This is a genomic window from Collinsella sp. AF19-1LB (assembly GCF_003459655.1).
Taxonomy (GTDB): domain Bacteria; phylum Actinomycetota; class Coriobacteriia; order Coriobacteriales; family Coriobacteriaceae; genus Collinsella.
The window spans coordinates 18,026-39,298 of sequence record NZ_QRWO01000013.1 but is presented as its reverse complement, the minus strand read 5'-3'; the positions used below and the strand labels follow the sequence as shown (position 1 = coordinate 39,298).

Below are 21,273 nucleotides of genomic sequence, written 5' to 3'. Positions count from 1 at the left end.
AGTGAACCATGCGCAAACTGTTTTCCCGTCAGCTCATCGAGGCCCGTCACGAGATGCTGAGCATCTACGAGGCCGTCGATCTGGCCCTCCACGATGCCGTGAAGGCCTATGTGACCGACGACCGCAAGCTCGCCACCAAGACCAAGAAGCGCACGCTTTCGATTGACGCACGCTGCGCCAACCTGGAGGCCGTCTGCTACAACCTGATTGCCACGCAGTCACCGGTCGCCTCCGACTTTCGCTTGCTGCAGACGATCATCTACGTCGACTTTAACCTGCAGCGCATGACCGATAAGGTTCGCCAGATTTGCCGCGCCACGCGTCATATGATCAAGGCCGACATCTCGCTGCCCAAGGAGCTTGTCGGCACGGTCGAGGCCGAGGCTGAGGCCGTCTACCAGGTACTGGGCTCTTCGCTTTCTGCGCTCGTCACCAACGACATGTCCATCATCTGCAACTTGGCCGTCGAGGACGAGCCAGTGCACGCCGCCTACGAGAAGTTCTTCCGCACCTTTAACCGCATGGACACGGGCGATTTTATGGACGACGACAGCAACTATGACGACCTGCGCCGCGCCATCATGGTATCGCGCTATCTCGATCGCATCGCCTCGATTTCCATCGATGCCGCCTGCCGTCTGACCTTCCTGTTGACCGGACAGCGTATGACTGCCGGTGATATCGCCTGCACTGATGAGGATGAGCTCGAGAGCATGCGCGTGCCTTCGGGCGAGGGTGTTATCATGAGGCCCGCCGTCGATGCACGCTACGTTGCCAAGGTGCCCGTTAACGAGGTCAGCGAGGGTCTTCGCTACCTGCTCGATCATCTTGAGGACGAGGACGATGGCGAGGACGACGAGGAGTAAGTAACCCCGTTCATCGAAAGATTGTAAATACCTAAGTGAGCGCGGCCTTGCACATGCGGGGCCGCGCTCTTGCGTTAGCATGGGACTACTTGTTTGGCTGTCAGCGGAGGCGATTAGCAATGGATAACTATTTGGACTTGATGCGCGCTCGCCGCGAGCGGATTCTGGAACGTTTTTATGCGGCGCTCGATCGCGCGGGCCGCCCCCACGACGCCGCGCGCCTCATTGCCGTGTCCAAGACCGTTGGTGTCGATGAGACCGTTGCCGCCATCCAGGCGGGGTATCGCCATTTTGCCGAGAACCGCCCGCAGGAGCTGGTTCGCAAGCTCGCGGGTCTGGCGGAGCATCCGGAGCTGCCCGAGGTGCGCTTCGATATGATCGGCAACCTGCAGACCAATAAGATAAATGCGGTGCTGGGCTCAGCCGAGCTGATTCACTCGGTGGGTTCGCTGCATCTGGCGCAGGCGATCTCGAGCCGTGCTGTCCGCAAGATTGGGGCAGGCGAGCTTGCCGGCCCTCAGCGTGTGCTCATTGAGGTCAATGTGAGTGGTGAAGAGTCGAAGGGAGGCTTTTCGCCCGATGAGATTCGCGCCGCCGCGGGTGAGCTTGCGGAGCTTGAGGGAATTTGCGTGCAGGGGCTTATGACTATGGCGCCCCGGGGGAATAAGGATGTGGCACGCCGCACCTTTGCGGGGCTTCGTGAGCTGAGGGATGAGCTGGAGGCGGCGCATCCCGATTTGAACCTACCTGAGCTTTCCTGCGGCATGAGCGAGGACTTTGAGCCTGCCCTTGAGGAGGGCTCTACACTCGTTCGCCTGGGCAGGGTAGTATTTAGCCCGGAGTTTGCAGTAAAATAAGGCTCTGAAGTGCGCACTGATTATCGGGGCGCCTGCACTAAACCGCGAGAGGACACAACCATGGGCTTCCTTGACGAGATTAAAAATAAGATGCACCTGGGCGGCCAGCAGGGTTACGACCAGGGTTATGGCCAGGACGACGACTACGGCTACGATGACGGCTACGACGATGGCTATCAGAACAACGGCTACAGTGGTGCTTCGGGCGAGGGCTTCTACACCCAAGACGAGCCGAGCAACGGCCTGCTTGGCCAGACGCGCCGCGGTGAAGCTGAGTCGGTTGCCGTGTATACGCGCTCCGGTCAGCTGGTCGGCGATGACTCCCGCCATGCCACGACGTATAACCCGCCTTCGCGCTCGCAGGACAGTGTTGCGAGCGGTTATCGTCCTGGTGCCTATGACACGCCGTCGAGCTACGCCGAGAATACCCGCGCCCGTGCCGCCGCTGCACCCGCGCCTGCACCGAGCGATGCCTCGGCCTATGCGAGCAATATCATCAACGCCACGCCGCAGCTGCCGGCCTATGTCCTGCGCCCCGAGAGCTATGACGACGTGGAGACCGTGGTGCGCCGCGTTCGCACCAAGCAGCCTGTCGCACTGATTTTTGTGGGCGTACGCACCGAAGTTGCCAAGCGCGTCTTGGACTTCTCTTACGGCTTTGCCTGCGGTCTGGGTGCCACGGTCAAGGAGGTGGGCGACCGCGTGTTCATGGTGCTGCCCGCCGGTTGCGAGGTCAAAGATTCCGATCTCAAGAAGCTTCGTGCCGACGGCTACCTTAAGTAAAGACAAGACGAGGAGATTCCCATCAACATCTACACTATCGTCCAGCTGGTCAACACGCTGTTCAACTTCTATTCCACGCTCATTGTCGTCTACTGCTTTATGACGTGGATTCCCATGAAGCAGGGTGGTTTGCTTCAGGATATTGCCGCGGTGCTTGATAGCGTGTGCGGTCCGTGGCTCAACCTGTTCCGTCGTTTCATCCCGCCGATGGGCGGTATCGATTTTTCGCCGGTCGTTGCGATTATTGCGTTGCAGTTGGTGCAGAGGCTGGTTCTGCAGCTTCTTATAGGTATACTCGTGTAGAACTGACTTAGTAACTTACGTCGGGCGTGTAGCGCCGAGGCGATGAAAAAGGAGACTTGTTATGGCTATTACCCCTGCAGACATCCAGGCTCAGACTTTCTCTGAGGCCAAGCGTGGCTACGATCCTGCTGAGGTCGACGTCTTCTTGGAGACGCTGTCTTCCGAGGTTGACGCTATGCTCGCTAAGATCGTCGACCTTAAGGGTCGTCTGACTGCTACCGAGCAGCAGCTTGCCGATGCGCAGGCTCAGCTTGCCCAAGCTCAGGATGCCACCGCCCAGGCCGTTCCTGCCGCCCCCGTGGCTGCTCCCGCCCCTGACTTCTCCGCTCAGGAGCGCCAGATTTCCGCTGCCCTGATCGCTGCCCAGCAGACCGCTGAGACCATCGTCAACGATGCCAACGAGAACGCTGAGCGTATCCGCAACGAGGCTGACGCCAAGGCCCGCGAGGTTATCCGCCAGGCTCTGACCGAGAAGCAGGCCGAGCTCGAGGAGATCGATCGTCTCAAGGCTTCCCGTGAGGAGTTCAAGGCAGAGTATCTCAAGCTCATCCAGCACTTCATGGACGATGCCCAGAATTCCTTCCCGGCCGATCTGATGGCCTCCACGCCGGTCGGTTCTGCCGCTTCTCCTGCAGTGACTGTTCCCGCCGAGCCGCTGCCCGTCGCTGACCCGGTTGTCCCCGTGGCCGATCCCTTCGCCCCGATCGACAACTTTGCTGCCGACGACCTGGACTAACATTCGGCCTACAATTTAGTGCCTAGAAAGGACCCGCAGCTTGCGGGTCCTTTTTTATGACTGTGCAGGGGCGCGCAACATAAAAAACCGAGCCCTGCACATTGTGGCGCAGAACTCGGCGAATGGGTGAGCGGTAAAAGGTAGGTTTTAGGGCATGTGCCAAAAAACTACTTGAGGAGGAAGTTGGGGAGGGGAATGGTACGGGCCTCGCGATGCTCGGGGTCGGCGATGTGGTCGGCAGGATAGCCACAGACAAGCATGTGATAGGGATAAACGCCCTTGGGCAGATTGAACTGCTCCTGTGCCACCTCTGGCTTAAAATGGCATACCCAGCACGTTCCCAGGCCCTGCTCGGTGGCCTCCATCATCATCTGATCGCAAACGATGGATGTATCGATTTCGCTGGAATTCATCTGATCATACGGGCGCACCCAAGCATCATCGGTAACGCTGCAAATAAGGAAGATAAGCGGAGCGCCAAAGATAGACCCATCACGAGCAAACCGAGGCTGACAAGCAGCAGCCTTCTCCAGAAGCTCAGGCGTATCCAACACCATCACACGGGTTGGATGATTATTACAAGCAGAAGGAGCAATCCGCCCAGCCTCAACAATGGCATCCACCACAGCCTGCTCAACAGAACGATTCTCAAACTCGCGACAAGAATACCGAGACCGAGCCAGATCCAAATAACTCACAACCAAGCCCTCCAAATTCAACGAATCAATCCAAAGTAAAACAAAGGGTACCCAAAGCCCCATCCACCCAAACGTTTAAGGCGGTCCCAAAGTTCCCAATCGGGTCCAAAGGCCCCGCCAACAAAAGCCCCATCGCTTTCAAAGTATCAGCCAAAGTTCCCAATGGTGGTACGTAAGGCGAAGGGCCGGCACCTGTTTACTTTCGAACGACTCTGCCATGCAGCCGGAGTGAGAAAGCAAACAGGTGCCGGCCCTTCGCCGCCGGGACACGTACCCCCAATTAACTGTTCTTCATGACAATCGAATCCACAACATCGGCCACATTCTCACAGCAGTCAGCGCAGTACTCCAGGAAGGCGTACACGTCACGCCAGGCGATGACCTCGAGCGGGTCCTTGCCGTTAACGTGCAGGTTGCGCATGGCGTTGATATAGAGCTCGTCGGCTTCGGACTCGATGGTGTTGATCTGGATGACGAGTTCGCGCAGGGTCTTGGACTTGCGGTAGTTGGGCAGCTCGACCATCAGGTCTTTCATGGCGCGGCAGGCGTCAGTCACCTTGTGGGCGATGACGATGGCGTCGGGATGGATGCTCTGGATGTTGGTGAAGTAGACGCGCTGCACGACGCCCTCGATGCGGTCGAGCACGGTGTCGAGTGAGCAGCTCATCAGATCCAGATCCTCGCGCTCGAGCGGGGTGATAAAGGCGGTGAGCAAGGCGTCCTCAAGCTCATGGTGCTTCTTGTCGGCCGCATGCTCGATCGCGTGCATCTTGTTGAGCATATCGTGAATCTTTGCGGGATCGAAGTTCTCGAAAATCTTGGTGAGCAGCTCGGCGGCCTGGACGGCAAGGTCGGCGCAGGCGACGTAGTTGTCGAAGTAGAACGAATCGGGTTTCTTTGCCATGGGTGGGTCCTTTCGAGGCGAAGACGGGTGGGCGAGGTAATGCAGTCCGGATGGACGTTCGGTTTGACTAGAGGAACATCATGAACAGCTTGGCCATGACAAAGCTGATGAGTCCGCAGGCGGGGAAGGTGAAGAACCAGGTGAACATCATGTCTTTGACGACGCCGAAGTTGATGGCTGAGAGGCGCTTGACGGCACCGACGCCCATGATGGCGCAGGTCTTGATGTGTGTGGAGGACACGGGGATGCCGGTAAGGGTGGCAAGCAGCAGGTTTGCGGCGCCCGCCAGGTCGGCGGAGAAGCCCTGATACTTTTCGAGCTTGACCATGCTCTGGCCGACGGACTTGATGATGCGCTCGCCGCCCACGCTGGTGCCGATACCCATAGTGGCCGAGCACAGCAGCATAATCCAGATGGGGATGCCTGCATCGCCGACGCTCGTCTGGCCGCTGGCAAAGGCCACGCCTAAAAAGAGCACGCCGATGAACTTCTGTCCATCCTGCGCGCCGTGCATAAAGCTCATGGCCGCAGCGCTCGCGATCTGAGCGTATTTAAAGAAGACATTGGCACGTCGCCTGTTGGCGGCGGCGAAAAGAATCGAGACGAGCTTGCACAGGACCCAGCCCATGACAAAGCCCAGGCCGATGGAGAGCGCCAGACCGTAGATGACCTTCATCCACTCGTGGACGTTGACGCTGCTCGCACCGCCGAGGGCGATGGCGGCACCGGTCAGGCCGGCGATAAGGCTGTGGCTTTGCGAGGTGGGGATGCCAAAACGCGACGCTGTGGCGCCGTAGACGACGATGGAGAACAGCGCCGCGCATAGGCAGGCGAGCGCCATGGTGCTGTTTCCGCCAAAGTCGACGATATGTGAGATGGTGTTGGCGACGCTCGCGTTAAAGTGCGTCATGATGAGCACGCCGAGGAAGTTGAATGCGGCGCTCATGAGAATGGCGGCGCGGGCGGGCATGCAACGCGTAGTGACGCAGGTCGCGATGGCGTTGGGCGCGTCGGTCCATCCATTGACGAAGATGGCGCCCAACGCGAGGATCACGGTGACGGCAAGGACTGGGTTCGACACAATTTGGCCGAGGAAGGTTGAGAACGTTACGTCCATATATGGGCTTTCTCGAAGTTTGCAGACACGTTACAAAAACATGATAAATCGTATCACCTCCTGCGGGTCTCTTTACCGAGTTCTGATGGGAGAAGTGAACTTTTTGGCACTAAAATTGAATATTAGCCCTGTTGGCCGCGGGTGTTCTTTTTGCTAACACGCCATACGGACACGTGCGATTACTACGACACTCCAAAACCACAGTCTGTTCGCTTTACAACATGCAAACATGCGTTCGATAATAGGAGGCATGGAATATCGACAGACAGACGGCAAAACTCGGCGCGTGCACAAGCAGTATGTGGACGTCGTGGCCCGCATCCTCGCGGGCGGACAAGTCGTGCCGGTTACCGTCTGCTGGGTCGACGGTCGCTGCTTTACGATTGACGAGATCGTCTCGTCCACTGGTTTTGGCCTGACGGTCCACGGCGTTCGTACGGCAACCTATAAGGTGCGTTTTGGCGGGCACGCGACCGAGTTGTATCTGGAGGACCAGGCGTGCGGACGGCCGGACGGCTCGCAGGCCCACGTGATGCGTTGGTGGGTCTGGGCGTTTGATCGTACGCTTGAGGGCGAGCGCCGTAGGTAAGGACGCACGGCGTTCGGGTACAATGGCAGGAATCTTGTCATCTGCTGCGCCGTCTTTCACGGCGCTTTGTGAAAGGACGAAGTATGAACGATATCCAGGGCTATCAGAACGGCCCCATCGAGACCGGTGCAAGCCGTGCCAAGGAGATGTCGCCGCGCGCGTACAACCTTGTCATGTCTGCCCTGATTTTCTTGGGCTTTTGCGCCATGGGCGCCGGCGCCTACTTTACGAGCACCATGTCGTTTGCGCGCATGATGATGAGCGGCGCAGCCTTGCCGCTGGTCTTTGGCTCGTTTATTTTGACCATCGTCGGCATGGTCATGATGTCGGCCGCCGCCAGCAAGCAGTCCGTGGGCCTGTCCCTTGTGGGCTACGTAATCTTTGCGAGTACCTTTGGCCTGACCGCGTCGTTTGGCCTTGCCAACTACGACCTGCCCACCATCAACACCGCTTTTATCGCCACGGCCGCCATCACCTTTGTCTTTGGCGCGCTGGGCGTGACCTTCCCCAAGTTTTTCCAGCGCGTATATGGCATCGGTTTTGGCATTCTGCTCGCCACTGTTCTGGTTGAGATCGTGCTGATGTTCATGGGCGTCTCGCAGTCCATCACCGACCTGATCGTGATCGTGGTGTTCGCCGGCTTTATTGGCTACGACACCTATGTTGCCACGACGGTGCCGCCTACGCTGCCCAACGCCGTGCTCATGGCGTCCAATCTGTTCGTTGACATTATCAACGTGTTCCTGCGCATCCTGAACATCCTTGGCCGTCGCGACTAGTGGCGAATTGCGGCGGTGCTTGCCGTGCGGGCAAATCGATGCGAAAGGCGGTCCTTCGGGGCCGTCTTTTTTGTACGCGGCGGGGTATCATGGATGGGAAAAGCCGATAGCGGCAGCGACAGGAAAGGTGGCCACGTATGGCAGACGTCGACAACAGGAACCGTAACCGCAGGTCCAACCGAGCGGGTCAGCCCAATCCCAAGCGCGAGGCCCGTGCCAAGGCCGCCGAGCGTCACGTGTCAACTGTGTCCGAAGCGTGCGCCAAGGATATCGAGCGTTCGCTTGCCGGTGTTCGCGAGTTTGACGGTATGCCTGCCGGCTTTGTCGCGGCGATGAAGGCCAAGGTTCAGACTGCTGTGGCCGCTGAAGAACAGGTTGCCGAGGACGTCGAGGGCGCGGAGGCTGCCGAGACCGAGGCGGCACCCGAGAGCGAGGCAGCGCCCGAGACCGAGGCAGCTCCTGAGCCCGTCGAGGAGCCTGCCGAGGAAATCGCCGAAGCTGAGTCCGCGCCTGCTGAGGAGCCTGCTGCGTCCCTGCCTGAGGTCACCGTGCTCGATGCCTCCGCCACGCAGGCCATCTTGGACAACGGTCGTGGCTATGCGCAGTTCTGCGACATGGCCGTGCTCGCCTTTGCCTCGTTCACCAATCCGGGCGGTGGCTATATTCAGGGTTATCTGGGCCAGGAGGCCACGCTGTGCGCCGATTCGTATCTGTACAACGTTCTCGATAAGCAGCGCAAATGGTACGGCGAGAACCGTCGCCGCAACATCAACTGCGAGCTTTACCGAAACCGTGCGCTGGTGGTGCCTGCGGTGCGCTTCGATCGCAACCACGTGCATGCATACGCCGACGTGATCGTGGCCGCCGCGCCCAACGTTAAGCGCGCCCGCCAGGAGTATCGCGTGAGCGACGATGCTCTGCTGGATGCCCTGCGCGACCGCATTCGCTTTGTGCTTGCCATCTGCGACGAGCTGGGTCGCGAGAAGCTCGTACTGGGCGCTTGGGGCTGCGACAACAACGGCTTTGACGCCGAGGCCGTGGCCGAGCTCTTCCGCAAGGAGCTCGCGTCGGGCGACTTTAAGGTCAAGCAAGTCTTCTTTGCCGTGCCTTCTACGCGCTGGGATGAGGATTTTGCCAAGTTCGAGCACGTGCTGGCAAACTTCCCCGAGCGCAACGAGGAGTCCTATGCCCAGGTTGCCGCTCGCGCTGCGGCAGCTCGCGCCGCCGAGCAGGCCCAGGCTGCTACCGAGGATGATGAGAACGAGGACGATTGGCGCAAGTACCTGTAATCGGTACGTGCTGACAGATGGGTCGAGCCGGCGGGAGGGCTGCTCCCGTCGGCTTTTTACTGAGCGAGGGGCTTACGATGAAAAACGTTCTATGCTTTGGCGACAGCAACACCTATGGTTACGATCCGGCGGGCATGCGCGACGGCACCGCGGTGCGCTATGCGCGGGATGTGCGCTGGTGCGGCGTGGCCCAACGTGACTTAGGCGAGGGCTGGCATGTAATTGAAGAAGGCCTCAACGGCCGCACGACGGTACGCGACGACATGTGCCATCTGGACACCAATCTTAACGGCATCCGCGCGCTGCCGATGCTGCTCGAGGCCCATAAGCCACTGGACGCCATTGTGATCATGCTGGGCACCAACGACTGCAAGACGGTCTTTAACGTGACGGCTGCCGATATCGCCCGTGGCGCCATGGCGCTGATTCGCGCCGTCCGCGCGTTTCCGTGGACCGACGCTGCGCCTTGTCCGCGCATTCTGCTGATGGCTCCTATCAAGATCAAGCCGCAGATCGCCGATGTATATATGACCGATTTTGACGAGCGTTCCGTCGAGGCCTCGGAGCATTTTGCTGAATACTACGCGCACGTAGCCGAGCAGTTTGGCTGCGACTTTTTGAATGCAGCGGAGTTTGCCGAGCCGGGCGATATCGACTATCTGCATATGATGCCCGAAAGCCATGAGAGCCTGGGTCACGCCGTGGCGGCCAAGCTCCAAGAGATGCTCGGTGAGTAGCACGGCCCCAAACCACCACAATAGTTCTCCTTGCGACGGCTTGTTTCGTTGGTTTGCTTTGATCTGTAACAGTTGTAAGGCCAAAAACGGGCTAGATGTTACAGATTAAGATTATTTAGGTCGATATCGGTCGTTTGTCTCGATCTGTAACATCTAGGGTCGATTTTGCCGAGTTACTGTTACACATCGAGATTATCTTCTCAGTGGAATTTGGATGTCTCGATTTGTAACGGGTGGGCCGAAAAATGGACTTTAACTGTTACAGATCGAGATGTTTGTGGGAACCACCGCAAGGGTGCCTGTCCCCTTTGCGGTGGTTTTGGACTGCGAATCTTAATACTGCCACATGTGGTTGACGGGGCCGGAGCCTTTGCCCATGTTCAGGCCGGCGGCCAGAGCGCCTGTCAGGTAGGCCTTGCCAGCGTTGACGGCATCGGCAAGATCCATACCCTGGGCCAGCGCGCAGGCAATGGCGGACGAGAGCGTGCAGCCGGTGCCGTGTGTGTTATTGGTATCGATACGCTTGTGGCGGAACCACGTGGTGAGTGGATCTCCCAGATGGTTGCCCTCGTCATCGAGCGGCGCGGGTTCGGCCAGTACATCGTTGGCCTCGTTGACAAGATGCCCACCCTTAACGAGGGATGCGCAACCAAAGCGGCGGGTGAGGAGCATGGCAGCATTTTGCTGCGTGCGCTCGGAGTCGACCTCGTAGTCGAGCAGGGCCATGGCCTCGGGAATATTGGGCGTGATAACCGTCGCCAGCGGGAACAGGCGGCGGGTGAGCGCCTCGGCGGCATCTTCGGCAATCAGCCGCGCGCCCGAGGTGGCGACCATGACGGGGTCGACGACCACGTTCGTTGCGTTCCAGGCGCTCAAGCGGTCGGCGATGACTTCGATAATCTCGACAGAAGAAACCATGCCGATCTTGACGGCGCTCGGGCGGATATCGTCAAAAACGGCGTCAATTTGCGCGGCTACGATATCTGGCGAGATATCCTGTACGGCGGTGACGCCCAGCGTGTTTTGCGCTGTGATGGCGGTGATGGCCGTCTCGGCATACAGGCGGTGCGCCGTGATGGTCTTGATGTCGGCCTGAATGCCGGCGCCGCCGCTGGAATCGGATCCCGCGATGGACAGGACGGCAGGTACCTTACTACGATCCATGTTCGCTCCCTTGTTCGGTCGGAATCAAATGGGTCTTTAAGCCAGCATTATAAAGATGCCCGGGCCGACTCTATGTCGAACCCGGGCGGGCGATGCAATCTTTACGCAAATGCAAGCAAATGTTCACACGTCAACAATTGACAGGCACCAGCTCGCCGCCAGAGGCGGCCGCGGCGACAGGGTTAGTCCTCTATGCCGAGGTCGATCGTGGTGCCCTCGAAGATCTTGTTGACGGTGCGGACGGCGCACATCTTGCCACACATGGTGCAAGTGCCCTCGGTGGCGGCGGGGGACTCCTCGTAGCGCTTCTTGCCCGTAACCGGGTCGAGCGCGCACTCCCACATGGCGTCCCAGTCAAGCTTGCGGCGTGCCTGGCCCATCTTGTCGTCCATGTCGCGGGCGTGCGGCACCTTTTTGGCGATGTCGGCGGCGTGTGCGGCGATCTTGGTGGCCATGAGGCCGTCGAGCACATCCTGGGCGTTGGGCAGGCATAGGTGCTCTGCCGGTGTCACGTAGCACAGGAAGTCGGCACCGGAGCTGGCGGAGATGGCGCCGCCGATGGCAGCGGTGATGTGGTCGTAACCCACGCCGATATCGGTCACCAGCGGCCCGAGCACATAGAACGGAGCATTGTGGCACAGGCGTTTCTGCAGTTTCATGTTGGCGGCGATCTCGTCGAGCGCCATGTGACCCGGGCCCTCGACCATGACCTGGACGCCGGCGGCCCAAGCGCGCTTGCACAGCTTGCCCAGCTCGATCATCTCAGCGGTCTCGGTGGCGTCGTTGGAGTCGTAGAGGCAGCCCGGGCGGCAGGAGTCGCCGAGCGAAATCGTCACGTCGTACTCGTGGCAAATCTCGAGCAACTCGTCGTAGAACTCATAGAATGGGTTCTCGTTACCGGTGACCTCCATCCAGCCAAACAGCAGTGAGCCGCCACGGCTCACGATGTTCATCAGGCGGCCGGTCTCCTTAAAGGTCTTGGTGACCGACTTGTTTATGCCGCAGTGGATGGTCATAAAGTCCACGCCGTCCTCGGCATGCGCGCGCACGACTTCGAACAGGTCGTCCTTGGTGAGCTTGACCAGCGGCTTTTCCATGTAGCCGATGGCGTCGTACATGGGGACGGTGCCTACCATGAGCGGCGTCTCGTCGATGAGCTGCTGGCGGAACTGGCGCGTCTTGCCCGAGTTGGAGAGGTCCATGATGGCGTCGGCGCCAAAGTCCTCGGCGATCTTGACCTTCTTCCATTCCTCGGCGGCATCGGCCTTGTCGCCCGAGATGCCCAGGTTCACGTTGACCTTGGTGGACAGGCCCTCACCGACGCCAAAGGCGCGCATGCCCTTTTTGATGTGCACGATGTTGGCGGGAATGGAGATGCGGCCGTCGGCCACGCGCTCGCGGATGTACTCGGGGTCGCGATGCTCGCGCTCGGCGACCTCCTTCATCTGCGGTGTGATCCGCCCGGCGCGGGCGAAGTCGATTTGCGTGACGAGCTTGGGCTCGGTCTGTGCGCTCATTGGCACGGCTCCCTTCGTTGGCATTACCCATATCAGGTTTGCGGGTCAGGGCGGGCGCGCCCAGTCTCAGCCTGCCGTCTTGTCCTGCAAGCTCCCCGTTTATGTAATGGGCTCAAGTATAGCCTGAATGGGTACGATTGGGCCAACGAGCGTGCCTGTGGGGAGGCGTACATGGAAGACAAGCATCTATATCGAGAGACACAATGGGGTGTATCGGCCGAGGAAAGCCGTGCGCACCATGGGTTGGTCGCGATTGGTTTTGCGGTGCTTGCCGTGCTGGTGATTGCCTTTTGTATTTGGACGTTCGGCGGTCCTGGCGGCGCCACCTGGGGGTTTGAAGCCGACGAGGGCCTGCCGATTATGACCATGAAAGTTTCTGGTGGCAACACGGTTGCCGCACCGGGCGACTATTGGTATCCGCGCGACGAGTTTGTGCAGCTGCAGCTGAGCGGCGGGTCTATTCCGGGTGAAGAAATCGAACGCGTGACGTTTGATGCGACGCTCAAAACGCTGACGGTGAAGCTCAAAGATCAAGGGGACGTGCCCACGACCATGGACATTGCGCTGACGGAGTGGCGTCTGGAACCTCCGTCGGGCGTTACGGTATCCGACGTAGAGCACGTTAAGATTACCTACCAAGATGGCTCGACGAGCGAGATTGCAAAGGCCGATGGCTTGGCGGAGTAACGGGGTGTTTGGAAACGGCGGGCCTATAGTGCCTGCGCGTTCATGAAAACCAGGGTGTTTTTGTCTGAAAGCTCGGGGATGTGCCGATAGCCGATGTTGAATGCGGTAAGTTCGCTTGCATCCTCGAGCTTGTTTTCTGCCATCCACCGCACCATGGAGCCGCGCGCCTTTTTGCTGGCGGTCGACCGTTGGATGGGCTTCCCGTTGCGGATGCCCTCGCCAAAGAGGCATGTGACGGCCGTGGCGTCGCCCGCGAGGTGGGGCAGAACGGCTTTGGCATACTCTACGCTGGCGAGGTTGACGATCGTGGTGTTTGAGCCTGCCGGGGCGATAGCCCGCGCGAGCTTATCGCTCCAAAATGCGTAGAGGTCTCGGGCACCGTCGACGACAAGCTTCGCGCCCATCTCCAGCCGATACGGTTCGACGGCATGAAAGGGACGAACGCACCCGTAGAGGCCGGAGAGGATCCACAGATGGCTTTGCAGCCAGGCGAGCTGTTCGGCATCCATTACCTCGGGTGCCATGCTCTGGTACTGAATGCCGTGATAGGACATGATGGCAGGGGAGAAGTGACGGGCGAGTGCGGGATTGTCGAGATCGCCGTTTTTCAGGATGGGCCCGAACTCATGCAGGGTGTTGAGGCAAGGTCCCAGCAGTTTGTCACTCACGTTCCACAGCGCCTGCAGGCCGCCGCTGCCTTCATTCCGCTCGATATCTAGCAGTGCGCGGTGGAGGCGAGCTGTCTCGCGCACAAAGGGTGGAATGCCCAGGACTTCAAAAGCATTTTGGGCCGCGCGCATCTGCTTGGCGGGCGAAATGATGACCTGCAGCATGGACTCTCCTCTGCCAAAAAAGAAATTGCGGTGGAATACGGTCTGTTTGGGCTATTGAAAGACCAAATCAATCCGTATTCCACCGCAAGTTATGGGTGGGGTGGATTAGGCGCGCTCGAGGAAGGCCTTGTAGCCGCGATAGGCCTCGTAGATGTCGGCCTTGTTGGCGACCTCCCACAGGGCGTGCATGGACAGGACGGCAACGCCGGAATCGATGACGTTCATGCCGTACTTGGCCATGATGTAGGCGATGGTGCCGCCGCCGCCCGCGTTGACGCGGCCGAGCTCGCAGGTCTGGAAGTCCACTCCTGCCTTGTCCATGATGTCGCGAATGAGGGCCACATACTCGGCGTCGGCGTCGTTAGAGCCGCCCTTGCCGCGGCTGCCCGTGTACTTGTTAAAGCACAGGCCGCGACCCATAAAGGCGGCGTTCTTGGTCTCGAACTTGCCGGCATAGCCCGGGTCGAAGCCGGCGGACACGTCGGAGGAGAGCATACGGCTGTGGGCGAGCGCGCGGCGCAGAGCCAGCGGGCTGTCCTCGCCGGCGAGCGTCATGATCTCGGCGACGGTGTTCTCGAAGAAGCGGCTCGTCATGCCGGTGGCGCCCACGGAGCCGATCTCCTCTTTGTCGACGATGAGCGTGATGCTCGTGCGCTCGACATTGGCCACATTGATCTGGGCGAGCATGGAGGGGTAAGCGCAGACGCGGTCGTCGTGACCATAGCCCAGAATCATGGAGCGGTCGAGGCCCATGTCGCGGGCGGGGCCGGCGGGCACGACCTCGATCTCGGCGGAGAGGAAGTCCTCCTCCTCGACGCCGTACTGCTCTTTGAGGATGTCCAAGAACATCTGCTTGACGGGCTCCTTGGAAGCGTCCTTGTCGTCCTCATCGAACTTGACGGGACGGCCGCCCACGATCACGTCGAGAATCTCGGCGTCGACGGCGTCCTTGGCGGGCTTGGCCATCTGCTCGCTCGAGAGGTGGATCAGCAGATCGGAGATGGTAAAGACCGGATCGTCTGCCTTGTCGCCGATATTGATGTCGACGGTGGTACCGTCCTTTTTGCAGATGACGCCCACGAGTGCGAGCGGGGAGGCTACCCAGTGGTAGCTCTTGACGCCGCCGTAGTAGTGCGTGTCGAGGTAGGCCATGTCGCCGGCCTCGAAGGCGGGATTCTGCTTAAGGTCCAGGCGCGGCGAGTCCACGTGGGCGCCCAGGATGTTAAAGCCCTGCTCGAGCGGGGCGGTGCCCAGGTTGACGAGCATAAGGTCCTTGCCGTGGTTGGCGGCGTACACCTTGTCGCCGGCCTTGAGCGTGCGGCCCTCGGCGATCACGGTCTCCAGGTCGACGTATCCCGCCTCCTCGGCCATCTTGATGCCGGTCTTGACGCACAGGCGCTCGGTCTTGTTCTCGCTCAAAAACTGCTTATAGCCGCGGCAAAGCCCCTCGAGCTCCTCGACTTGCTGTGGCGTGTACTTTTTCCATGCGCAGGGACGCTCCATGACGCAGGCTCCTTTCGGATCGATCGTGCTGGTTGATGTACCGTGAGCCATCGTATCACGCGCGGGCTCGCGGTGGCGGGGGAGCTTGATGTGCGGTGGCCGCGGGGCGGGGAGCGTGTAAACTGGAGTAAGCAAACCGTGCCCAGCCCAAAGCGAGGTATTCAATATGTCTGACAAGCGCCGCACCTTTGCCGTTATCGACGGCAACTCGCTCATGCACCGCGCCTTCCACGCCGTGCCGCCCACCATGAATGCGCCGGACGGCCGCCCCACCAACGCGATTTTCGGCTTTCTGAACATGTTTCTCAAGATGATCGATGCCTTTAACCCCGACGGTGTGGTCGTGGCGTTTGACAAGGGCAAACCGCGCGTGCGCATGGAGATGCTGCCGCAGTATAAGGCGCAACGCCCGCCCATGGACCCCGATCTGCATGCGCAGTTTCCGATGATCAAGGAGCTGCTCACCGCGCTCAACGTGCCGATTCTGCAGTCCGAGGGCTGGGAAGGCGACGATATCCTGGGAACCATGGCGCGCCTGGGTGAAGAGGCCGGCTGCGACATGCTGCTGGTGACCGGCGACCGCGACATGTATCAACTCGTGACCGAGCACGTCAACGTGGTCTCGACCCGCAAGGGCCTGTCCGACGTGGCGATCATGACGCCCGAGAGCGTGGACGACCTGTATCATGGCATTACGCCGGCGCTCGTGCCCGATTTTTACGGTCTAAAGGGCGATACGTCGGACAACATTCCCGGCGTACCGGGCATCGGCCCCAAAAAGGCGAGCGCGCTCATCGCACAGTACGGCAGCTTGGACGAGGTCATCGCGCATGCCGACGAGGTCAAGGGCAAGATGGGCGAGAACCTGCGTGCGCACATCGACGATGCGCTGCTGAGCCGCAAGGTCGCAACCATTCGCACCGATGCGCCCGTCGAGCTCGATTTTGAGGCGACGTCCTTCCCGGCGTTTTCTGCCGACGAGGTGTCTGCGGCACTGGGTACGCTTGGTATCACCGCCATGCAGAACCGTTTCTTGGCGTTGATCGGCGGCGAGGGCGGGGCTGCTGCTGCCTCCAGTGTGTTTGAGATACCTGCTATGGTTCGCGCAGCCGCCGGCGATGCCGACGCGCTTGGTGCCGTTGCGGCTGAGGTCTCCCGCGCGATTGATGCCGGCGAGTGGGTCGCCGCCGTGGTGGACGACGACAAGGAAGAGGGCGCGCTCTTTGGACTGACGCGCACGCTGTGGTTGGCGACGTCCAAGGGCCTGTTCGCGCTCGAGGAGGGCGACGGCGGTACCACTGCCGTAGTCGATGGCTTCAACTTCGCCCACGGCGTGATTGCCGGCGTGCTTGCGCGCCTGTTTATGGAGGGCCGCGTGGCGAGCCCGGATACGAAGGCGTTGTTGCACGAGCTTTCGCCCATCGATTCTTCTGAGCCCGAGCTCATGGATCCGCTGGCAGTCGATTCCACGCGTATCTTCGACACCGTGGTTGCCGCCTACCTGCTGGATTCTGACCGCTCTGAGTTTGACGAGGCGTATCTGGCCGATACCTATCTGCAGATGGCGCTGCCTGCGGCGCGCGGTGCAGAGGGTGCCGGTGAGGACGCTCCGGCGCCTGCCGCCCGTACTGCGGCCCTGACGCTGGCGCTCGTGGCGCCGTTGCGCGACCGCATGGCCCGCGAGAACGCCGCCAACGTGTTCGATGGTATCGAGATGCCGCTCGTTCCGGTACTTGCCAAGATGGAGCGCGCGGGCATGCTTGTGGACCCCGACCGCCTGCACAGTCTGTCCGAGGGTCTGGCGACCCAGATTGCCGAGGTTGAGCGCAGCATTCGCGACCTGGCGGGTGACGAGACCTTTAACATCGGCAGCCCCATGCAACTTTCGCACGTGCTCTTTGACGTGATGGGCCTTCCGACCAAGGGCCTCAAGAAGACTAAGCGCGGCTATTATTCAACCAACGCCAAGGTTCTGAGCGATCTTGCCCGTGACCACGAAATCGTGCGTCTGATCTTGGACTGGCGTGAGAAGTCTAAGATCAAGTCCACCTATCTGGACACGCTGGGCCCGCTACGCCGTGGTGACGGTCGCGTACACACTACGTACAACCAGACCATCACGGCAACGGGGCGTCTGTCCTCGAGCGACCCGAACCTGCAGAACATCCCGACGCGCTCGGAGCTGGGTCGTACCGTCAAGACGGCGTTTTCGGCAGGCGAGGGAAGCGTCTTTTTGGCGGTGGACTACTCGCAGATCGAGCTGCGTCTGCTGGCACATCTCTCGGGTGACGAGCACCTGGTGCGCGCCTTTAACGAGGGCGAGGACTTCCATGCCGAGACGGCGGCGCGCGTGTTTGGTGTGCCGGTGTCCGAGGTAACGCCCGACTTGCGCAGTCGCGCCAAGGCCGTGAACTTTGGCATCGTGTATGGCCAGCAGGCCTACGGCCTGTCGCAGTCGCTGCATATCTCGATGGCCGAGGCACGCGACATGATCGACCGCTACTACGAGGCCTACCCGGGTGTGCGCACGTTCCTCGACAACGTGGTGGCACGCGCCAAGCAGACGGGCTACGCCGAGACCATGTACGGCCGCCGTCGTCATATTCCGGAGCTCAAGGCCAAAAATCCGCAACTCCGCGGCTTCGGCGAGCGCACGGCCATGAACCACCCCATGCAGGGCACCGCGGCCGACATCATCAAGATCGCCATGGCCCGCGTAAGCCGCCGTCTGGAAGAAGAAGGCTTTGCCGCCCACATGATCTTACAGGTGCACGACGAACTGGACTTTGAGTGCCCCGTCGACGAAGTCGAGCGCCTAACCACCATGGTCCGCGACGTCATGGAGCACGTAGTAGACCTCCGCGTCCCCCTAATCGCCGAAGCTTCGACTGGAGTGACCTGGGCAGACGCCAAGTAAGGGCATGATCACAATTCCAAAGTAATACAAAACCAGGAGGACGCCCCTCATCAACAAGGAGCGTCCTTCGTTCAATAAAAATCAGCCAAAGTATCTAGGCGCCAAGACGCCATCCAGGCGGCAAGCAAGTCACCGCAGGACCTGGCCGGGCGAGGCGGGTAAGTTTTTCGTAGATTCCGCACGAGCCGGAAAGCACTTAATGTGCTTTCCGAGCGAGCCCAGGACCTGACCGAGCGAAAAACTTACCCGCCTCGCCCGGCCAGGTCCGATGAGCTACGTTACCGAGCCGCCAAGATGGCGTCGATGAGCGTCAGTACGCCCCCGTCGTTGTTGCTCGGAATGCGCCACTTGGCATGCGCGTTCATGTGCTCCTCGGCATTGTCCACGATAAAGCTATGCCCGACGCGCTCCAGCATGGGGATGTCGTTGTAGGTATCGCCCACGGCGGCAGCATCGGCAATATCGATGTCCAGGTGCTCGCACAGGTGCGCGACGCCGGCGCCCTTGTCGACGCCCAGGTTCATAAAGTCGATCCACTCGCGCCCGGCGTTGGTGACGTAGAGCTTGTCCGAGAACTCGGGGCTATAGGTCTCGCGGAAAGCGGGCTCGGCGTCGTAGCCGGGGAAGAAGACCGAAATCTTGTTGGACTCGAAATCAATGCCCTCAAAGCTGTCGACGTAGTTGATTGTGTTGTAGTAGACGCTGATCTCGTCGTGGTATTGATGGTCGCGGGCAAGCACGTAGAACTCGTCGAAGCAGCACAGGACGGGGACAGCGCGAGGATCCTCCGAGGCACGGCTCAAGACCTGCTGATACAGCTCCACGTCAATATTGCTCTTATAGATATAGCTGCCGCGATAGATCACGCACGCTCCGTTGTCGGGACAAAAGGCGAGGCGGTTCTTGATGCCCTCGAACATCTCCTCGAGCTTGGGGGCGGGACGTCCGCTGGCGGGGCAGAATACGATGCCGGCGTCGGCGAGCTTGTCCAGGCGCTCATCAAGACCCTGGGGCAGCACACGCTCGTCGGTCAGCAGCGTCTTGTCCATATCGACGGCGAGAATCTTAATGTTGCCGATGTTGGCGTCCGATTCGTAAGTTTGCATAAAAAAGCGCCTTTCGTTTCGAGATTGTTTCAGACGTTATAACCATCAACTAGTAGTCGAGCGTATTTTCGCAGGAATGGTGCGTATTTGCACTGCAATTCACAAACTAATGAAAAAACTTTTCAGAAATTTGAATTTGTCGCTTGCGCAGCGTGCACTTTATCGTAATATAGCGAACATCGAAAACGGAGACGGCAAAAGAGCCGTTTACCGAGGAAAAGGTACCGTTTGCGATATTTGAATTGCGCCCGGCGATACGTGAAAGGAGAGGCAGATGCAGTTCGTAAAGATCATCACCACTGCAGACAATGCCATCCGACGCCAGCGCGCAATTTCCCGACGACGATAACAATCGTCTCTGTCCCCATGGGGCGCAATGCCTCAACAGAGTCATTTTGAGGTCGTTGGGTTTAAGCACGACATAGCCGCATGTTTCTAGGGCATGCCTGTGATGCAATCTGCTGAATAACCTGATATTGCACGGTTTTTGACCTCAAGGTGACTTGCAACTGACCGATGTTCTAACTAGCTACCAAGGGCGAAAGGAAACAGCCATGAGCAAGGAAAAAGTCGTTCTCGCATATTCCGGTGGTCTTGATACATCCGTATGTGTCAAGTGGCTCCAGGACGAGAAGAATCTCGACGTCGTTTGCGTCTGCGGCAACGTGGGCCAGGAGGAGACCGGCCTGGATGCCAAAAAGCAGAAGGCGCTCGACTTGGGCGTTCTCGATTGCCAGGTGCTCGACCTGCGCGACGAGTTCTCCGATGAGTTCCTGACCAAAGCCATCGCAGCAAACTCCATGTATGAGAACAAGTATCCGCTGCTCTCCGCCCTGTCTCGCCCGCTGCTTGCCAAGAAGCTTGTTGAGGTCGCCCACGAGTTTGGCGCGACCTACGTCGCCCACGGCTGCACCGGCAAGGGTAACGACCAGGTCCGTTTTGAGGCCGCCGTCAAGGCCCTCGACCCCGAGCTTAAGGTTATCGCCCCGGTTCGCGAGTGGGACCTGAAGTGCCGTCCCGACGAGGTCGCCTATGCCCACGCCCACAACGTGCCGGTTCCCGAGGGCGCCAACGACAACCCCTACTCCATCGACGACAACCTGTGGGGTCGTGCCATTGAGTGCGGTCACCTGGAGGATCCCTGGAACGAGCCGCTCGACGACGCTTGGGTTATGACCAAGAATCCCGAGGACACGCCGGACACCCCGACCTACACCGAGATTGAGTTTGAGGCCGGCAAGCCCGTCGCCGTCGACGGCAAGAAGATGAAGCTCTCCGAGATCGTCATCGCTCTCAACAAGATCTCCGGCGACAATGGCTTTGGCCGCCTCGATCTGGTCGAGGATCGTCTGGTGGGCCTCAAGAGCCGTGAGTGCTATGAGGTTCCCGGAGCCCTGACGCTCATCACCGCCCACAAGGCGCTCGAGGACATCTGCGTCGAGGGCGACCTGCTCAAGACCAAGATCAAGCTCGAGCAGGATTGGGCCACCGCCGTGTACAACGGCCAGTGGTACAGCCCGCTCAAAAACGCGCTCGATGCCTTTATGGCCGATACCCAGAAGTTCGTGACCGGCACTGTCCGTCTGAAGTTCTTTAAGGGCAACTGCCATGTCGTCGGCCGCAAGAGCCCCTTCAGCCTCTACGACTACGGTCTGGCTACCTACGACCGCGACACCACGTTTGACGAGAAGGCCAGCGCCGGCTTTATCGAGATCGATACGCTGTCGCTCAAGACGTGGGCAAAGGTCCAGGGCCTCAGCTCTGCTGCCGCCCAGGCCTAGCGCCTCCTTCCCTTGGTATCCGCGCGGCCCATCCGCGTGATACATAACGGGCGCACGGGGTCCCTACCTTTCGTTATGCTTGCTGACACTTCTTAACATCGGTGGCC

Annotated in this window: 20 protein-coding genes and 1 riboswitch; of the genes, 12 read left to right on the top strand and 8 right to left on the bottom strand. The window is 59.8% G+C overall.

Annotated features, from left to right (window positions below):
• Positions 1–8 precede the first annotated feature (8 nt).
• The 5 genes from DWX39_RS05185 (at position 9) to DWX39_RS05165 (ending at position 3,545) form a co-directional block, all read left to right on the top strand.
• Positions 9–866 (top strand): PhoU domain-containing protein, encoded by an 858-nt coding sequence (locus DWX39_RS05185; RefSeq protein ID WP_006234247.1) that lies wholly within the window; start codon positions 9–11, stop codon positions 864–866.
• Positions 867–985: 119 nt separating this feature from the next.
• Complete coding sequence (locus DWX39_RS05180) at positions 986–1,723, top strand: YggS family pyridoxal phosphate-dependent enzyme (RefSeq protein ID WP_117758726.1); 738 nt, start codon at positions 986–988, stop codon at positions 1,721–1,723.
• Positions 1,724–1,783: 60 nt separating this feature from the next.
• On the top strand, positions 1,784–2,506 hold the full coding sequence (locus DWX39_RS05175) for a cell division protein SepF (protein WP_006234245.1): 723 nt from the start codon (positions 1,784–1,786) through the stop codon (positions 2,504–2,506).
• A 15-nt stretch (positions 2,507–2,521) separates the two neighbouring features.
• Positions 2,522–2,809 carry a YggT family protein gene (locus DWX39_RS05170; RefSeq protein ID WP_040358293.1) on the top strand — a complete coding sequence of 96 codons (288 nt, stop codon included), beginning with the start codon at positions 2,522–2,524 and terminating at the stop codon, positions 2,807–2,809.
• A 61-nt stretch (positions 2,810–2,870) separates the two neighbouring features.
• Entirely contained in the window at positions 2,871–3,545 is a 675-nt protein-coding gene (locus DWX39_RS05165) for a DivIVA domain-containing protein (protein ID WP_006234242.1), read from the top strand.
• 167 nt (positions 3,546–3,712) lie between these two features.
• Here the strand turns inward: DWX39_RS05165 and DWX39_RS05160 are convergent, their stop codons facing one another.
• The 3 genes from DWX39_RS05160 to DWX39_RS05150 form a co-directional block, all read right to left on the bottom strand.
• Positions 3,713–4,243 carry a nitroreductase family protein gene (locus DWX39_RS05160; protein WP_117758725.1) on the bottom strand — a complete coding sequence of 177 codons (531 nt, stop codon included), beginning with the start codon at positions 4,241–4,243 and terminating at the stop codon, positions 3,713–3,715.
• A gap of 280 nt (positions 4,244–4,523) precedes the next feature.
• Positions 4,524–5,147: a DUF47 domain-containing protein gene (locus DWX39_RS05155; protein ID WP_006234238.1), complete on the bottom strand. Its 624-nt coding sequence runs from the start codon at positions 5,145–5,147 to the stop codon at positions 4,524–4,526.
• Positions 5,148–5,214: 67 nt separating this feature from the next.
• A complete protein-coding gene (locus tag DWX39_RS05150; RefSeq protein ID WP_006234237.1) occupies positions 5,215–6,264 on the bottom strand; it encodes an inorganic phosphate transporter in 1,050 nt (349 codons plus the stop codon).
• A gap of 250 nt (positions 6,265–6,514) precedes the next feature.
• On the opposite strand from DWX39_RS05150, the gene DWX39_RS05145 reads away from it, so the two are divergent.
• The 4 genes from DWX39_RS05145 (at position 6,515) to DWX39_RS05130 (ending at position 9,658) form a co-directional block, all read left to right on the top strand.
• Positions 6,515–6,853 carry a hypothetical protein gene (locus tag DWX39_RS05145; RefSeq protein ID WP_117758724.1) on the top strand — a complete coding sequence of 113 codons (339 nt, stop codon included), beginning with the start codon at positions 6,515–6,517 and terminating at the stop codon, positions 6,851–6,853.
• An 83-nt stretch (positions 6,854–6,936) separates the two neighbouring features.
• Positions 6,937–7,632, top strand: coding sequence for a Bax inhibitor-1 family protein (locus tag DWX39_RS05140; protein WP_117758723.1), 696 nt, complete (start codon positions 6,937–6,939; stop codon positions 7,630–7,632).
• 137 nt (positions 7,633–7,769) lie between these two features.
• Positions 7,770–8,921, top strand: coding sequence for a TIGR02452 family protein (locus tag DWX39_RS05135; RefSeq protein ID WP_117758722.1), 1,152 nt, complete (start codon positions 7,770–7,772; stop codon positions 8,919–8,921).
• A 77-nt stretch (positions 8,922–8,998) separates the two neighbouring features.
• Positions 8,999–9,658 carry an SGNH/GDSL hydrolase family protein gene (locus DWX39_RS05130; protein ID WP_158556905.1) on the top strand — a complete coding sequence of 220 codons (660 nt, stop codon included), beginning with the start codon at positions 8,999–9,001 and terminating at the stop codon, positions 9,656–9,658.
• A gap of 333 nt (positions 9,659–9,991) precedes the next feature.
• On the opposite strand, the gene thiD is transcribed toward DWX39_RS05130, so the two are convergent.
• Together thiD and thiC are read right to left on the bottom strand one after the other, a co-directional pair.
• Complete coding sequence (gene thiD, locus DWX39_RS05125) at positions 9,992–10,822, bottom strand: bifunctional hydroxymethylpyrimidine kinase/phosphomethylpyrimidine kinase (RefSeq protein WP_117758720.1); 831 nt, start codon at positions 10,820–10,822, stop codon at positions 9,992–9,994.
• Between the two features lie 182 nt (positions 10,823–11,004).
• Positions 11,005–12,339, bottom strand: coding sequence for a phosphomethylpyrimidine synthase ThiC (gene thiC / locus DWX39_RS05120; RefSeq protein WP_117758719.1), 1,335 nt, complete (start codon positions 12,337–12,339; stop codon positions 11,005–11,007).
• A riboswitch (TPP riboswitch) is annotated at positions 12,332–12,447 on the bottom strand. (Overlaps the previous gene by 8 nt.)
• A 63-nt stretch (positions 12,448–12,510) precedes the next feature.
• Here thiC and DWX39_RS05115 point away from each other — a divergent pair.
• The gene (locus DWX39_RS05115) at positions 12,511–13,026 is read left to right on the top strand and encodes a hypothetical protein (protein ID WP_118072001.1); all 516 of its coding nucleotides are present in this window, start codon (positions 12,511–12,513) and stop codon (positions 13,024–13,026) included.
• 23 nt (positions 13,027–13,049) lie between these two features.
• Here DWX39_RS05115 and DWX39_RS05110 read toward each other — a convergent pair whose 3' ends face one another.
• Together DWX39_RS05110 and DWX39_RS05105 are read right to left on the bottom strand one after the other, a co-directional pair.
• Positions 13,050–13,859, bottom strand: a complete 810-nt coding sequence (locus DWX39_RS05110; RefSeq protein WP_117758717.1) for a YaaA family protein — start codon at positions 13,857–13,859, stop codon at positions 13,050–13,052.
• A 105-nt stretch (positions 13,860–13,964) separates the two neighbouring features.
• Positions 13,965–15,362, bottom strand: a complete 1,398-nt coding sequence (locus DWX39_RS05105; RefSeq protein ID WP_117758716.1) for an aminopeptidase — start codon at positions 15,360–15,362, stop codon at positions 13,965–13,967.
• 166 nt (positions 15,363–15,528) lie between these two features.
• Between DWX39_RS05105 and polA the strand changes: the two genes are divergently transcribed.
• Positions 15,529–18,279 carry a DNA polymerase I gene (polA, locus tag DWX39_RS05100; protein WP_117758715.1) on the top strand — a complete coding sequence of 917 codons (2,751 nt, stop codon included), beginning with the start codon at positions 15,529–15,531 and terminating at the stop codon, positions 18,277–18,279.
• 278 nt (positions 18,280–18,557) lie between these two features.
• Here the strand turns inward: polA and DWX39_RS05095 are convergent, their stop codons facing one another.
• A complete protein-coding gene (locus tag DWX39_RS05095) occupies positions 18,558–19,385 on the bottom strand; it encodes a Cof-type HAD-IIB family hydrolase (protein ID WP_117758714.1) in 828 nt (275 codons plus the stop codon).
• Positions 19,386–19,939: 554 nt separating this feature from the next.
• On the opposite strand from DWX39_RS05095, the gene DWX39_RS05090 reads away from it, so the two are divergent.
• The gene (locus DWX39_RS05090; protein WP_117758713.1) at positions 19,940–21,166 is read left to right on the top strand and encodes an argininosuccinate synthase; all 1,227 of its coding nucleotides are present in this window, start codon (positions 19,940–19,942) and stop codon (positions 21,164–21,166) included.
• The last annotated feature ends 107 nt before the right edge of the window (positions 21,167–21,273 follow it).

Coding starts and splice junctions, on each gene's coding strand:
- DWX39_RS05090 (WP_117758713.1), top strand. CDS start 19,940: ATGAGCAAGGAAAAAGTCGTTCTCGCATATTCCGGTGGTCTTGATACA.
- DWX39_RS05130 (WP_158556905.1), top strand. CDS start 8,999: ATGAAAAACGTTCTATGCTTTGGCGACAGCAACACCTATGGTTACGAT.
- polA (WP_117758715.1), top strand. CDS start 15,529: ATGTCTGACAAGCGCCGCACCTTTGCCGTTATCGACGGCAACTCGCTC.
- thiD (WP_117758720.1), bottom strand. CDS start 10,822: ATGGATCGTAGTAAGGTACCTGCCGTCCTGTCCATCGCGGGATCCGAT.
- DWX39_RS05110 (WP_117758717.1), bottom strand. CDS start 13,859: ATGCTGCAGGTCATCATTTCGCCCGCCAAGCAGATGCGCGCGGCCCAA.
- DWX39_RS05145 (WP_117758724.1), top strand. CDS start 6,515: ATGGAATATCGACAGACAGACGGCAAAACTCGGCGCGTGCACAAGCAG.
- DWX39_RS05180 (WP_117758726.1), top strand. CDS start 986: ATGGATAACTATTTGGACTTGATGCGCGCTCGCCGCGAGCGGATTCTG.
- DWX39_RS05165 (WP_006234242.1), top strand. CDS start 2,871: ATGGCTATTACCCCTGCAGACATCCAGGCTCAGACTTTCTCTGAGGCC.
- DWX39_RS05175 (WP_006234245.1), top strand. CDS start 1,784: ATGGGCTTCCTTGACGAGATTAAAAATAAGATGCACCTGGGCGGCCAG.
- DWX39_RS05135 (WP_117758722.1), top strand. CDS start 7,770: ATGGCAGACGTCGACAACAGGAACCGTAACCGCAGGTCCAACCGAGCG.
- DWX39_RS05095 (WP_117758714.1), bottom strand. CDS start 19,385: ATGCAAACTTACGAATCGGACGCCAACATCGGCAACATTAAGATTCTC.
- DWX39_RS05155 (WP_006234238.1), bottom strand. CDS start 5,147: ATGGCAAAGAAACCCGATTCGTTCTACTTCGACAACTACGTCGCCTGC.
- DWX39_RS05105 (WP_117758716.1), bottom strand. CDS start 15,362: ATGGAGCGTCCCTGCGCATGGAAAAAGTACACGCCACAGCAAGTCGAG.
- DWX39_RS05150 (WP_006234237.1), bottom strand. CDS start 6,264: ATGGACGTAACGTTCTCAACCTTCCTCGGCCAAATTGTGTCGAACCCA.
- thiC (WP_117758719.1), bottom strand. CDS start 12,339: ATGAGCGCACAGACCGAGCCCAAGCTCGTCACGCAAATCGACTTCGCC.
- DWX39_RS05140 (WP_117758723.1), top strand. CDS start 6,937: ATGAACGATATCCAGGGCTATCAGAACGGCCCCATCGAGACCGGTGCA.
- DWX39_RS05185 (WP_006234247.1), top strand. CDS start 9: ATGCGCAAACTGTTTTCCCGTCAGCTCATCGAGGCCCGTCACGAGATG.
- DWX39_RS05115 (WP_118072001.1), top strand. CDS start 12,511: ATGGAAGACAAGCATCTATATCGAGAGACACAATGGGGTGTATCGGCC.